This window comes from Streptomyces sp. NPDC048751, assembly GCF_043198595.1.
GTDB lineage: Bacteria > Actinomycetota > Actinomycetes > Streptomycetales > Streptomycetaceae > Streptomyces.
Genome location: NZ_JBICUX010000002.1, coordinates 978,884 through 991,917 on the forward strand (window position 1 = coordinate 978,884; position 13,034 = coordinate 991,917).

The following is a 13,034-nucleotide window of genomic DNA, read 5'->3' on the forward strand; positions in this document are numbered from 1 at the left end:
CTCACCGCCGCCGGTAGACGATCCGCCCCTCCACGATCGTCGCCACGCACGTCCCCGCGGCCCCCCGTTCCGCGAGCGCCGCCTCGTCCGGTACGTCGAAGAAGGCGAACCGTGCGGCGGAGTTCCGCTCCCGGGGCCGGGCGAACTCCACCGGCTGCGCGCAGGCGTACGGGTCGAGCGACGGCACCCCGGCGGGCCGCCCGATCCGGCCCATGACGCCGATGCCCGTGCGGCGCACGGCGTCCCGCACCGCGCGGTTGCGCATCTCCTCGCAGGCGGCGGTGACCGTGCCGTGCGCCAGCATGCGCTGCACCCCGCGCCGGGCACTCGCGCCCCAGCGGGCGTCGTCCATGGTCAGCTTCGCGAGGGCGTCCCCGAACAGCGGCTCGGTGCCGAGCTCGTCGGCCTCGCGCGGATCGGGGTGGTACGCCTCCTCCAGCAGCTCGGTGCCGTAGAGGTTGATCAGCCCGGGCGTGAGGATGCCGGGCCACTGGCGCACCCGGGCCCGCGGACGGTCGGCGACGAGCTCGTCCAGCGGGCCGGCGGCGGCGATCCACGCGCCCTCGACGACGAGTGCCCGGCCCCTGGAGTCGGCGTGAATGGTCAGCACGTGCGGATCAGTTGGAGGCGAGCAGCTTCAGCTCGGGGTGGGCGGTCCCGCCGTCGATCGCGGTGGACGAGATGTGGGACATGACCCGCTCGTCGACCGGATCGTTCGCCGGGTCGTCGTGGACGACGATGTGCTCGTACGTCGTGGTCCGCTGGGCCGGAACGCGCCCCGCCTTGCGGATCAGGTCGATGATCTCCATGCGGTTGGAGCGGTGCTTGGCGCCGGCGGAGGAGACGACGTTCTCCTCCAGCATGATCGAGCCGAGGTCGTCCGCGCCGTAGTGCAGCGACAGCTGGCCGACCTCCTTGCCGGTGGTCAGCCAGGAACCCTGGATGTGCGCGATGTTGTCCATGAACAGCCGCGCAATGGCGATCATCCGCAGGTACTCGAAGAGGGTGGCCTGGGTCCGGCCCTTCAGGTGGTTGTTCTCGGGCTGGTAGGTGTACGGGATGAAGGCCCGGAAGCCACCGGTGCGGTCCTGGACGTCGCGGATCATCCGCAGGTGCTCGATGCGCTCGGCGTTGGTCTCGCCGGTGCCCATCAGCATGGTGGAGGTGGACTCCACGCCCAGCCGGTGCGCGGTCTCCATGATCTCCAGCCAGCGCTCGCCGCTCTCCTTCAGCGGGGCGATGGCCTTGCGCGGCCGCGCGGGCAGCAGCTCCGCGCCGGCGCCGGCGAAGGAGTCCAGACCCGCCGCGTGGATGCGCTGGATCGCCTCCTCCACCGGGACACCGCTGATCCGGGCCATGTGCTCGACCTCGCTCGCCCCCAGGCTGTGGATGACGAGCTGCGGGAACGCCTTCTTGATGGCGGAGAAGTGCTCCTCGTAGTACTCCACGCCGTAGTCCGGGTGGTGCCCGCCCTGGAACATGATCTGGGTGCCGCCCAGCTCCACGGTCTCCGCGCACCGGCGCAGGATGTCGTCGAGGTCGCGGGTCCAACCCTTGGCCGTGTCCTTCGGCGCCGCGTAGAAGGCGCAGAACTTGCACGCCGTGACACACACGTTCGTGTAGTTGATGTTGCGCTCGATGATGTACGTCGCGATGTGCTCGGTGCCGGCGTACCGACGGCGGCGTACGGCGTCGGCGGCGGCGCCCAGCGCGTGCAGGGGCGCGTCGCGGTAGAGGTCGAGCGCCTCCTCGGGGGTGATCCGCCCGCCGTCCGCGGCACGGTCGAGCACGGACTGGAGGTCGGCCTTCTCGGTCACCGGGGCGTCCCATTCGTCAGGGGTTGTGGACAGACCGAACCAGCCTACGTCAGTGGCCTTTCGGTCAGGACGTCAGGCCGTGTACGCGCCGATGAGCAGGCCCAGGAACGCCCCCGCGATCAGGAACGGCCCGAACGGGATCGCGGTCTTGCGGTCCGCCCGCCGCGCCAGGACCAGGACACCGCCGTACAGCGCCCCGAGCAGGAACCCGGCGAACGTGCCCAGCATCAGCGTCGGCCAGCCGTACCAGCCGAGGACGGCACCCGCCCCGAGCGCCAGTTTCACGTCGCCGAGGCCCATGCCGCCGGGGTTGATGAGGTGCAGCACGAGGTAGCCGACTCCGAGGGCGAGGGAGCCCAGCAGGGCCGTCGTCCAGTCGCCGGCGTGCTCGGGCGCCAGCGCGGCCAGGCCCAGCAGCACGAGCGCGGCGGCCGCGAGCGGCAGGGTGAGCGGGTTGGGCAGCCGCCGCACCCGCAGATCGACGGCCGCCAGCAACACGCCGACCGGCGCCAGCAGCAGCCAGACGCCGAGCTCGGGCCGCGTACCGGTGGCGGCGGCGAGGACGGCGCAGAGCAGGCCGGTGACCGTGGCGAGCGGCAGCACACGGGGCCCGTACGGGACTCCCGCGGCCCCCGCACACGCCTCGCACGGCGTCCGCCCGACCCACCCCCGGGCCCGCCCGCCCATCGGATGGCCCCGCGGGCACGCCTCCCGCCAGGGCTCCTCGTCCGGCACCGCGAACCGGTACACGGCCCTCGGCAGCAGCGCCCCCGCCGCCACACCCCACACAGCCGCCACGAGGATCAGCACCAGGTCGCTCATCCGCTACTCGACCTTCGTCATCCGGGCGACCGGGCGGCCGGAACCGTCGCTGTCCGACTGGTACGTGAGGCCGTCGTCGCCGGCGGGAGTGAGGGTGACGGTGTCCTCGCTCTTCACACAGGTGGCCGGATTGGAGTCGGCGCCCACGGACTCGGCGACGATCTGCTTGTCCGTCACCTCCTTCAGGGTGAGGACGTCGACGCAGACCATGGTCCCGAGCGGATCGGTGTTGCGGACCGTGCCCACCTCCTCCCCCACCTCCGCCTGCTTCACGGTGACCCGGAACGTACCCATGGGCACGCTGCCGCCGAGCCCGGTGCCCTGTCCCTCCCAGGTGCCGAGGTAACGACCGGGAACACCGGCGGCTTGTGAGGCGGTGTCACTCGGCGGGCCACTGTCCGTCGGTGACACGGAGGTCGACGCCGTGGGTGTCGCCGCCGGCACCGACGTGGACGCCGACGTCGGCATCGCGGAATGGTCGCCGCCCGCCGAGGTGTCGCTGTCACGGTCGCGGTCCGGCAGCAGGTCGAACACGAACACCGACCCGACCGTCACCGCCGCCAGCGCTCCCGCCACCGCGAGGGCCACCGTGCAGCTCAGCCGCCGCCCCCGCCCCCCGTCCTCCGGCGTCGAGGTCGCCGCGACGGACACGGACAGCCTGCCGGGCCCCCGCCCGGAGGGCGACGAGGGTACGGCGGTGTCCTGCGGCGGCGCGTCACGCGGCTCCGGCACGAAGGGCAGGGCGTCCACCGGGGCATCCACGGCGGGCATCACAGGAGGCGGCCCGAACTCCCCGACGCTCGACCCACCCCCCGAGACCCCACCGACTGAAGGACTGCTGAACTCCACCGGCCCCGACGCCACCGGCGCCACCCCGGCCACCCCCGCCGCCTCCAGGTTCAGCAGCTGTACGGCACTCCGCCCGACCCGCTCCACCAGCGCCCCCGGCAACCACCCCGCCGCGACCAGCCGGGCCGCACCGTCCGGAGCGAGCCGCCGGGCCACCTCGCGGGGCGTCGGCCGGGCGGCCGGTTCCTTGGCCAGGCACGCCTCCACCACCTCGCGCAGCTCGCCGCCCAGCTCCCCGAGCGAGGGTTCCTCGTGGACGACCTTGTAGAGCAGCGCGGCCGACGAGTCGCCGGGGAAGGGCTGCTCGCCGGTCGCCGCGTAGGCGAGGACCGCGCCGAGGGAGAAGACGTCGGCCGCACCGGTCGCGCCCTTGCCGAGGATCTGCTCGGGTGCCATGTAGCCGGGGGAACCGATCGAGACGCCGGTCGAGGTCAGGGAGGCCGTGCCGTCGGTGGCGCGGGCGATGCCGAAGTCGATGAGCAGCGGTCCGTCCACGGTGAGCAGCACGTTGGACGGTTTCACGTCCCGGTGCACCAGCCCCAGTTCGTGCACCGCCGTCAACGCCTCGGCCAGGCCCGCGCCGAGGACCCGTACGGTGTGCTCGGGCAGCGGGCCGCCGTCCGCGACCGCGCCGGCGAGCGACGGGCCCGCCGCGTACGCCGTGGCGACCCAGGGGACCGACGCGTCCGGATCGGCGTCCAGCACCGGTGCGGTCCAGGCACCGCCCACCCGCCGGGCCGCCTCGACCTCGCGGCGGAAGCGGGCGCGGAACTCCTCGTCGAGCGCGAAGTGCGGGTGCACGATCTTGACGGCGACCGTGCGGCCGCCGGTGCTGCGGCCCAGGTAGACGCGGCCCATTCCGCCGGAGCCGATGCGGCCGAGCAGTCGGTAGGGCCCTATGACGGTGGGCTCGTCGGCTCCGAGCGGCTGCATGGCGTCCACCTCTCCCCCGTAGGACTGCACAGCAGATTAGGGCCTGACGGCCCTGCCCTCACCCCTGGAGCAGTTCCACCTTCACGTCCGCGGGGAAGCCGGTCGTCGGGCCGACGCGGCGGGCGAACTCGGCGACGGCGGCGAGCTGGGGGCCTCCGAAGCGGAAGTCGAGGGTGGTGAAGTAGCGCTCCAGGATCTCCTGGTCGAAGGCCTCCCAGCGGGCCGCCTGCTCGGCGACCTTGCCGACCTCCTCCAGGGAGAGGTTGCGGGAGGCGAGGAAGGCCTCGTGGACCTGGCGGGTGATGGCCGGCTCGCGCTCCAGGTAGTCCCGCCGCGCCGCCCACACCGCGAAGACGAAGGGGAGCCCGGTCCACTCCTTCCACAGCGCGCCGAGGTCGTGCACCTCGAGTCCGTAGCGCGGCCCGTCGAGCAGGTTGGCCCGCAGGGCCGCGTCTCCGATGAGTACGGCGGCCTCCGCCTCCTGCATCATCAGGCTGAGGTCGGGCGGGCAGGTGTAGTAGTCGGGCTGCACGCCGAAGCGTTCCGCCAGCAGCAGCTGGGCGAGGCGGACGGAGGTGCGCGAGGTCGAACCGAGGGCGACCCGGGCGCCGTCGAGCCGGTCCAGCGGGACCTGCGAGACGATCACGCACGACATGACCGGTCCGTCGCACCCCACGGCGATGTCGGGGAAGGCGACCAGGTCGTCCGCGTTCCTGAGGAACTCGACGAGGGTGATGGGCCCGATGTCGAGGTCTCCGCGCACCAGCCGCTCGCTGAGCTTCTCCGGGGTGTCCTTCGTCAGCTCGAAGTCGAGCAGCGTGCCCGTTCTCGCGAGCCCCCAGTACAGAGGCAGGCAGTTCAGGAACTGAATGTGGCCGACGCGCGGCCGGTTGCGAGAATTGTCCACATCGGGAGGCTAGCGCCCGCCCGGCGGACCGGGCCGACCCACCCCACGGTGCCATGTCATCAAGGGTGAGCGGGGTCTGGTGCGTGCAGCTGCAAGGCGGAGGAGGGCGGCGACGCGATGGGGGTCCCCCCGCGCGAGCGCAGCCGAGCGTGGGGGAGTCGGCAACCGACGACAACGCCGCAGATGGGCGTGCCAGACCCCGCGGCCCTCGGCATGGTCCGCCGGGCGGGCGCTGACCTCGTGGGGTACGGTGCCCCCTTCAGGGTGTGGCCCGGTGGAGATCCGTGTCGCCGTCTCGGGTCGCCCGGTTGGGTCAACCTCACCCACCTGGCTTCAAACATCCGAGTGAAGTGATCTTGACCTCTATTGCTTTCGGCTGCCTGCGTGCTAGGCTCGCCGCAAGTTGCAGTTTGGTTTCCCTTGCAGTACAGAGCCTGCGGAGCATGTAACCGCGGGCTCTCGTCGTTTTCAGACGTATGCAGTTGTGCGGCACTTGCTTTCACGCTTGCAGGGTTCTGGAGCAGGGCAACCCTTTGGGCCCAAGGAGGGCTTATGGCTACCGGAACCGTGAAGTGGTTCAACGCCGAAAAGGGCTTTGGCTTCATCGCCCAGGAAGGCGGCGGCCCCGACGTCTTCGTTCACTACTCCGCGATCAACGCCGCTGGCTTCCGCTCCCTCGAGGAGAACCAGTCGGTGAGCTTCGACGTCACTCAGGGTCCGAAGGGCCCGCAGGCGGAGAACGTCACTCCCATCTGATCGCGCCGCACCGCAGTACCCAAGGAGCCCCGCGCCATCCGGCGACGGGGCTCCTGCCCTTTCCCCCACCCGCAAGCCCCCCTCACACGTGCTGCATGACCAGCACGAACACCGTCCCCGGCACCAGCGCCTCGTACGAGTGCGGCACATCTCCCCGGTAGGTCACGTAGTCCCCGGGATCCAGTTCCACGGTCTCCCCGACCGGCCCCGCCTTCACCCGCCCCGCGCTCACGACCAGATGCTCCACCGAGCCCGGAATGTGCGGCTCCGACTCCCGCACCGCGCCGGGCTCCGCCCGCAGCAGATAGATGTCCCGCCGGCCTCCCGAGGGACCGGCCGACAGCAGCTTCGCCACGAAGTTGGCCTGCTCCGAGACGACCTCGGCCCCTTCCCCCGCCCGGATTACCCGCAAAACGGGCACCGGCGGCTCCACCAGAGTGCTGAACGGCACCCCCAGCGCCACCCCCAGCGCCCAGAGGGTCTCCACACTCGGATTGCCGCTCGCCGCCTCCAGCTGCGACAGCGTGGACTTCGCGATCCCGGCCCGTTTCGCCAGCTCGGACAGTGACAGCCCGGCGCGCGTCCGCTCGCGGCGCAGGGACGCGGCGATCCAGTCGAGCGGGAGGCGGGAGGGGGGCGTCGCATCGGACACGAGCTGAACTCCGTTCGCTACACGAGCACGATCGTTCGCCTTGACGAACGCACCATCTACTGTCCATTGTAGAAAACATGCGTTCGGCACAGCGAACAGACCCAGACCTGATCCGTGAGCCACACCTGCTCCGCGATGTCGCCCTCGTCTGCCTCGCGAGCGGCATCGTCGGCGTCTCCTTCGGCGCGATCACCGTCGCCGGCGGCCTGCCCGTGTGGGTCCCGGTGGTGATGTCGCTGGTCGTGTACGCGGGCTCCGCCCAGTTCAGCGCGGTCGGCGTACTGCTCGCCGGGGGCGGCCCGTTCGCCGCGGCCGCCACCGGCCTGCTCCTCAACACCCGCACCGCGGCCTACAGCCTGGCCGTGGCCGACGTACTGGGCCGCAACCCCCTCGCCCGCTTCGTCGGCGCGCATCTGGTGACCGACGAGACCGTGGCCTTCGCCCTCGCCCAGCCCGACCCGGTACGGCGCCGGACCGCGTTCTGGGCGTCCGGGTTCGGTCTGTTCGCCACCTGGAACGTCTCGGTGCTCGTCGGCGCCCTCGCCGGCAGCGCTCTGGGCGACACCGCCCGCTTCGGCCTGGACGCCGCCTTCCCCGCCGTACTCGTGGCCCTGGTCCTGCCCGCCCTGCGCGAGGACACGCGTGTACGGCGGGCCGCACTGCCCGGCGCGGTCGTGGCCCTGGCGGTGACACCGGTCGCCCCCGCCGGGGTGCCGGTACTGGCGGCGCTGACCGGCCTCGCCGGCCTGCACCGCCGCCTCCACCGAAAGGGGGCGGCATGAGCACGACCGTCGCCATGATCCTGGCGCTGGCACTGGGAACGTACGCCTTCCGCCTGGTGGGCCCCGTCCTGCACGGGCGGATCGACATCTCCCCCCGCGTCCAGGAACTGCTGTCCACGGGCGCCGTCGTCCTCCTGGTCGCCCTGCTGGCCACCGGCGCGCTCACCGAGGGCGGCGACTTCGCCGGCTGGGCGCGCCCGGCCGGAGTGCTCGTCGGCGGCCTCCTCGCCTGGCGGCGGGCGCCGTTCGCGGTGGTGGTACTGGCAGCGGCGGGCGCGACGGCGCTGCTGCGGGCGGCCGGGGTGGCCTGAAACGGCGAGCTTGTCAGTGGCCTCGGTTAGCCTCCCCGACCATGACCCGGACCCCCGACTTCCTCACCACGACCCGCACCTTCTACGACGCCGTGGCCGAGGACTACGCCACCCACTTCCCGGACGACTTGGCGGGAAGGCCCCTGGAGCGGGCGCTGCTCACCGCGTACGCGGACCTGGTGGGTGACACGGGCCCGGTGGCGGACCTCGGCTGCGGCCCGGGACGCATCACGGCGCACCTCGCCTCCCTCGGCCTGCCGGTGTTCGGGCTCGACCTCTCGGAGGGGATGCTGGCCGTGGCCCGGCGCGAGAACCCGGGGGTGCGGTTCGAGCAGGGCTCGATGCTGGAGCTGGACATCCCGGACGGCGAACTCGCGGGCGTGGTGTCGTGGTACTCCTCGATCCACGTCCCGGTGGACCGGCTCCCGGCTCTGCTGGCCGAGTTCCACCGCGTCCTGGCCCCCGGCGGCCACCTGCTCCTGGCCTTCCAGGTGGGCGACGAACCCCGCCTCATCGACCAGCCCTGGGGCCACCCGGTGACGCTCGACTTCCAGCGCCGCCGTCCGGAACACGTCGCCGAGTTGCTGGTGTCCGCCGGGTTCGCACTCCGCCACCGGGCGGTCCGCGAACCGGACGACTCCGACACCCTGAACGCGAGCGTTCCGCAGGCCTTCCTGACAGCCCGCAAGCCCCTTTCGGAAACGCGGAAGTGAACACTCCCCCTGAATTCGCCGAATAGGAGAGGGCGCGCGCGTGAAGTCGCACGCCGCGCCCTTTCCCGGCACAACCGCGTCATCTGATCCAGGGTCAAAGCAGGTGATCGCAGGAAACCGCAATTCCGAAGGGTCATCTCCGCATGAGCACGTACCGAACCATCGCAGCCACCGCCACCCTGGCCTTAACTCTCGGCGGAGCGGTCCTCGCGGCACCGGCCGCGCAGGCGGCCCCCGCGGCCACGGCCTCCCTCGTCCACTACGACGGCGAGCTCTGGTACAAGGCGGCCCCCGGCCAGACGAACAACCTGACGGTGTCAGGCAAGGTGGTGCCGAGGGGGGAGTGGGAGGCCGACTACGTCCTCACCTTCCGTGACCGCTACGACATCACCCTCGCCACCCCGGAGTGCACCTACCCCTCACCGTCCGACCACAAGGTCGCCGAGTGCGCGGTGCCCGCCCCTCTCGGCTCCGACGACTCCGACATCTACGACGTCGACCTCGGCGACCGCGACGACACGGCCACCATCCCCGCCGACAACTCCGCGTACGCCGCGATCCACGGCGGCGCCGGCAACGACGTCATCAAGGGCAGCGGAGCGTCCGTCCTCTACGGCGAGGCCGGCGACGACCGCCTCGACGGAGGCGGCGGCGTCTGGGGCCTCGGCTCCTTCGGCGGCCCCGGCAACGACACCCTCACCAACTGCCGCTACGAGTGCCACGGCGGCGCCGGCAACGACTCCCTGACCGGCGCGGCCGACGAGATCGAGAACACCCTCTACGGCGACGACGGCAACGACACCCTGCACGGCCGCACCGGCGACGACGTCCTCTACGGCGGCAAGGGCAACGACAAGCTGTACGGCGAGCAGGGCAACGACGTGCTGTACGGCAACAGCGGCAACGACGTGCTGTACGGCGGGGCCGGCCGGGACACGCTGTCCGGCGGGCCGGGGACCAACAGGGTGTACCAGGACTGAGAGCAGGAGAGGCGAGGAGGAGAGGGGCGTCATTTCAGGGCGAGTTCGGCCCACACCGTCTTGCCCACGTCCCGTTCGGCGACGCCCCACGTGCGGGCGAGGAGCGACACCAGCAGCAGCCCTCGCCCCTGCTCCCCGTCCTGCTCGTGCTCCGTGACGAACCTCAGCTGCCGCTCCCCTCGCGCGTCACTCACCTCGACCCGCAGCGTGCCCTCCGGGAACAGCAACAGCCTCAACTCGAAGTCACGGCCCGGCACCCGGCCGTGCGTGACGGCGTTCGCGGCGAGCCCAGCCACCACGTGCTGTGCCGTGGCGTTCACATCACTGTCGTACGGGTGCCCCCACTCCGCGAGCAACTGCGCGGTGAGGCGCCGGGCCAGCCGGGCACCTCTCGGCGTGGAGCTGAGGCGCTGGGTCAGTTCGGCGGTGGGGGTGGAGATTTCTGCGTTCACGTCACCGAGCGTGGTCGCTTCTCTCTACGCTGACCAGGGGCGACTTGGCGACGCTGCGTAGCCGTACGACTGCGAGGCGTCCGGCGTACGGGTCGTCGACCCGAACCGAGAGGGCATGAGGGCGGTGGCGCACGTGACGGACGAGCGGAGGCCGGAAACACCGGCAGAGTCCGAGGGCACGACAGGGCTCTTCACCGCCCTGGGCAAGATGCTCAAGCTGCTCCGCGAGCGAAAGGGGCTCACCCAGCGGGAGTTCGGCCAGTTGGTGGGGTACGGACCGGACGCGGTTTCGGCTATGGAGAGGGGGGTGCGGGTTCCTCGGCCTGAGGTGCTGGAGAGGGCGGACGAGTTGTTGGAGGCGGGGGGATTGATGCGGGCGGCGATCCCCGAGGTGAAGGAGGCGATGAAGAAGGCTCGGACAAGGCATCCGGAGTGGTATCGGGGTTACGCCGCGTTGGAGGCGGAGGCCAAGGCACTCCACGTATACAGCAACCAACTTGTACCTGGTCTGCTCCAGACCGAGGCGTACGCTCGGGCCCTGTTCTCGCAGTGGCGTCCGCTTCTGAGCGAGGAGACAATCGAGAAGCGTGTCGCCGACCGGATCGCTCGCCAACAGGTCTTCGATCCCTGGCCGTCGCCGACGTTCAGCTTCGTGCTGGACGAGAGCGTGCTGCTGCGTCCGATCGGTGGCCGCGCGGTGCACGCAGAACAGTTGGGGAACCTACTGCGCATCGGCAGCCTCCGAGCCGTCGAGCTTCAGGTGATGCCTATGGACCGCGAGGAACAGCCCAGCATGGATGGGCCGTTCAACCTGCTGACAGTCAGGAAAGGCGAGCAGGTAGCGTACGTGGAGATCCACACCTATCCGCGGCTCATCACGGACGTGGAAGAGGTACGTGTCCTGACTGAGCGCTACGGGCTCCTCAGAACGCAAGCCCTCAGGCCCAGCGAGTCGCTGGAACTGATCGAGAAACTGCGGGGACAACCATGAGTGCTGAGGAACTTGGCTGGTTCAAGAGCAGCTACAGCGACGGCGAGGGCGGCCAATGCCTCGAAGCCGCCTACGCCTGGCGAAAGTCCAGCTACAGCAGCGGCGGGGGCGGCGAATGCCTCGAAGTCGCCACCTGCGCCCACTCCATCCACCTCCGTGACTCCAAGCAACCCACCGGACCTCACGTCACCCTCTCCCCCACCGCCTGGGCCGACTTCCTCACCTCCGTCACGAAGTGACCGTGGGGGCCGCCCGCTTGGATGGGAGGAACCCTCTGACCTCCCCGTCCTCCTCAAGGACAAGGCTGGTCCGCAATGGCGGATCTGTGCCATCCTCAGGTCCTATCCATCCCCACTTCCGCCTCCCCACTTGGCACAAACTCGCCCCCTACTTCCCCCCACCGGCCCTTGGCCGCTGAGCCGACCCGGCGTGCAGGCGAGGCGCGACCGCGCATCCCCCCAGCCCCGGCCCGCAACCCAACCCGCCCAAGGGGACGGCACCGCCAGGCCACCCGTTTTTCCGGGCCGCTCGCTCGCTTCTCACCCGTGCTGGAGCGGCCCGGGTCAAGGGTGGCCCGCGGGGCCATCGGCGACAGCCGACGCGAAGCGCCCTTGAGGCGGGCCGTGGAAGCACGACACTGGAAAGAAGCGGGCGGCCCCAACGGTCACGCCTCCGGAATGCGCTGCGCCCGGTTCCGCCAGTCCCCCAGGTCCCCTTGACTAAGGGGCATGCAGCGTCTCGCACTCTTCGACCTCGACGGCACCCTCGTGGACCGGCAAGCGGCGTTCACGGCATGGGCCAGGGAATTCGCCGAGGAGCAAGGGCTCACCGACGGGGCCGTGGACTGGCTGAGCGCCGCCGATCAGCAGGGGCGCGTCTCTCGGGAACGGTTCTTTCATGACGTACGGGAGCGATTCCGTCTGGGCGAGCCCGCGCTCGAACTGTGGGGCCGGTTCCGTGAGCGTATGCCGGAGTTCGTGCGCTGTGAGTCCGGCGTACTCGACGGGCTTGCACGGTTGCGGGACTCGGGGTGGCTCGTGGGAATCGTGAGCAACGGGATGGCCGACACTCAGCTGAGGAAGCTGGAGCGGACTGGGCTCCGGGACGCGGTCGACGGTTACTGCATCTCTGGTGCTGTCGACATCGGCAAGCCCGACGTCCGGATCTTCCAACTCGCCGCACGCCGGTGCGGGGCGAGCTCCGTCGCCGGTGGATGGATGGTCGGGGACCACCCTGAGCACGACATCCTCGGTGGGCGTGCAGCCGGGCTGCGTACCGTCTGGGTCGCACATCAGTCCGCGAACGCGCCCGCCCCGCCGGCCGACCACGTCGTCGGAGACGTGACCGCCGCGATCGGGGTCCTCCTGGGCGAGAGCTGAGACCGCGCCCCCGATCGGGCCAATCACCGAAGGGGGAGCCGGCACCGCCCTACTGTCTCGCGCTGTCAGGCACAGCGAAGGGACTCCCCATGGCCACCCCCACCATCGCGGCCCAAACCCGCCGCACTCTCGAACTGCTCGCCCATGCCGACCCCAGGCTCTGGGACATCATCGAGCCGCACCTGCCCCTGCTGAACGGCGGCATGGGCGTGCGGTCGGAGGAGAACGGCGAGGCGAGGCTCAATCCGCAGCCGCTGCCGCCGGAGGCGCTGTGGCGCAGCATCAGGGATACGGCCGTCGCGGTGGCGGAGGCCACGATCGCCGCGAGCCTGGCCGGGCGGGACCCCGCCGATGTCCTCGCGGAGGTGGGGGACGACTACTGCCCCGCCCCGCCGAAGTTCCCCTGGCCCAGGAAGTGGCCGATGTCTGTGCGGGTTCAGCAGCAGCTCGCCGTCGACGGGGCGAACCTCGGTCCCGCCGTTCAGGCCACCGCCGGCCTGGTCTTCCAGACGTACGCCGACCGTACGACGGACCAGGCGCTCCGTACCGCCTTCTCCGGCCTCGCCGACCGGCTGGTGAAGACGGCGCTCGGCGCCTAGGGCCTGTCGTTTGGATCATCCCGGCGTCGCGGGGTCTGGCACGCACATCTGCCGCGTTGTCGTCGGTTGCCAACTCCCCCACGCTCGGCTT

The 13,034-nt window shown here is 71.1% G+C and carries 16 protein-coding genes; 9 read left to right on the top strand and 7 right to left on the bottom strand.

From position 1 onward, the window contains the following. Position 1: 1 nt before the first annotated feature. The 5 genes from ACGFNV_RS11535 to ACGFNV_RS11555 form a co-directional block, all read right to left on the bottom strand. Positions 2–610 (bottom strand): hypothetical protein, encoded by a 609-nt coding sequence (locus ACGFNV_RS11535; protein ID WP_393621412.1) that lies wholly within the window; start codon positions 608–610, stop codon positions 2–4. A gap of 7 nt (positions 611–617) precedes the next feature. After that, positions 618–1,817 carry a cyclic dehypoxanthinyl futalosine synthase gene (mqnC, locus tag ACGFNV_RS11540; protein ID WP_393621413.1) on the bottom strand — a complete coding sequence of 400 codons (1,200 nt, stop codon included), beginning with the start codon at positions 1,815–1,817 and terminating at the stop codon, positions 618–620. Between the two features lie 72 nt (positions 1,818–1,889). Next, complete coding sequence (locus ACGFNV_RS11545; RefSeq protein ID WP_393621415.1) at positions 1,890–2,639, bottom strand: prepilin peptidase; 750 nt, start codon at positions 2,637–2,639, stop codon at positions 1,890–1,892. Between the two features lie 3 nt (positions 2,640–2,642). Beyond that, complete coding sequence (locus ACGFNV_RS11550) at positions 2,643–4,421, bottom strand: protein kinase (RefSeq protein ID WP_393621417.1); 1,779 nt, start codon at positions 4,419–4,421, stop codon at positions 2,643–2,645. Between the two features lie 58 nt (positions 4,422–4,479). Beyond that, positions 4,480–5,328, bottom strand: coding sequence for a menaquinone biosynthetic enzyme MqnA/MqnD family protein (locus ACGFNV_RS11555; protein WP_393621419.1), 849 nt, complete (start codon positions 5,326–5,328; stop codon positions 4,480–4,482). A 552-nt stretch (positions 5,329–5,880) separates the two neighbouring features. Here ACGFNV_RS11555 and ACGFNV_RS11560 point away from each other — a divergent pair. Next, entirely contained in the window at positions 5,881–6,084 is a 204-nt protein-coding gene (locus tag ACGFNV_RS11560; protein ID WP_037674453.1) for a cold-shock protein, read from the top strand. 82 nt (positions 6,085–6,166) lie between these two features. On the opposite strand, the gene ACGFNV_RS11565 is transcribed toward ACGFNV_RS11560, so the two are convergent. After that, a complete protein-coding gene (locus ACGFNV_RS11565; protein WP_393621421.1) occupies positions 6,167–6,736 on the bottom strand; it encodes a helix-turn-helix domain-containing protein in 570 nt (189 codons plus the stop codon). A gap of 77 nt (positions 6,737–6,813) precedes the next feature. Between ACGFNV_RS11565 and ACGFNV_RS11570 the strand changes: the two genes are divergently transcribed. From ACGFNV_RS11570 to ACGFNV_RS11585, 4 genes are all read left to right on the top strand, one after another. After that, the gene (locus ACGFNV_RS11570) at positions 6,814–7,518 is read left to right on the top strand and encodes an AzlC family ABC transporter permease (RefSeq protein ID WP_393621423.1); all 705 of its coding nucleotides are present in this window, start codon (positions 6,814–6,816) and stop codon (positions 7,516–7,518) included. Continuing rightward, a complete protein-coding gene (locus ACGFNV_RS11575) occupies positions 7,515–7,829 on the top strand; it encodes an AzlD domain-containing protein (protein ID WP_393621424.1) in 315 nt (104 codons plus the stop codon). Before ACGFNV_RS11570 ends, ACGFNV_RS11575 begins: the two co-directional genes overlap by 4 nt. A gap of 41 nt (positions 7,830–7,870) precedes the next feature. Then, the gene (locus ACGFNV_RS11580; protein WP_393621426.1) at positions 7,871–8,542 is read left to right on the top strand and encodes a class I SAM-dependent DNA methyltransferase; all 672 of its coding nucleotides are present in this window, start codon (positions 7,871–7,873) and stop codon (positions 8,540–8,542) included. 143 nt (positions 8,543–8,685) lie between these two features. Continuing rightward, the gene (locus ACGFNV_RS11585) at positions 8,686–9,522 is read left to right on the top strand and encodes a calcium-binding protein (protein WP_393621428.1); all 837 of its coding nucleotides are present in this window, start codon (positions 8,686–8,688) and stop codon (positions 9,520–9,522) included. A gap of 29 nt (positions 9,523–9,551) precedes the next feature. Here ACGFNV_RS11585 and ACGFNV_RS11590 read toward each other — a convergent pair whose 3' ends face one another. After that, the gene (locus ACGFNV_RS11590; protein WP_393621430.1) at positions 9,552–9,974 is read right to left on the bottom strand and encodes an ATP-binding protein; all 423 of its coding nucleotides are present in this window, start codon (positions 9,972–9,974) and stop codon (positions 9,552–9,554) included. 115 nt (positions 9,975–10,089) lie between these two features. Here ACGFNV_RS11590 and ACGFNV_RS11595 point away from each other — a divergent pair, with 115 nt between their 5' ends. The 4 genes from ACGFNV_RS11595 (at position 10,090) to ACGFNV_RS11610 (ending at position 12,943) form a co-directional block, all read left to right on the top strand. After that, complete coding sequence (locus ACGFNV_RS11595; protein ID WP_393621432.1) at positions 10,090–10,965, top strand: helix-turn-helix domain-containing protein; 876 nt, start codon at positions 10,090–10,092, stop codon at positions 10,963–10,965. Beyond that, entirely contained in the window at positions 10,962–11,204 is a 243-nt protein-coding gene (locus tag ACGFNV_RS11600; protein WP_393621434.1) for a DUF397 domain-containing protein, read from the top strand. Before ACGFNV_RS11595 ends, ACGFNV_RS11600 begins: the two co-directional genes overlap by 4 nt. A 489-nt stretch (positions 11,205–11,693) precedes the next feature. Then, positions 11,694–12,344 carry an HAD family hydrolase gene (locus tag ACGFNV_RS11605; RefSeq protein WP_393621435.1) on the top strand — a complete coding sequence of 217 codons (651 nt, stop codon included), beginning with the start codon at positions 11,694–11,696 and terminating at the stop codon, positions 12,342–12,344. A gap of 89 nt (positions 12,345–12,433) precedes the next feature. Then, on the top strand, positions 12,434–12,943 hold the full coding sequence (locus tag ACGFNV_RS11610; RefSeq protein WP_393621437.1) for a hypothetical protein: 510 nt from the start codon (positions 12,434–12,436) through the stop codon (positions 12,941–12,943). Positions 12,944–13,034: the final 91 nt, after the last annotated feature.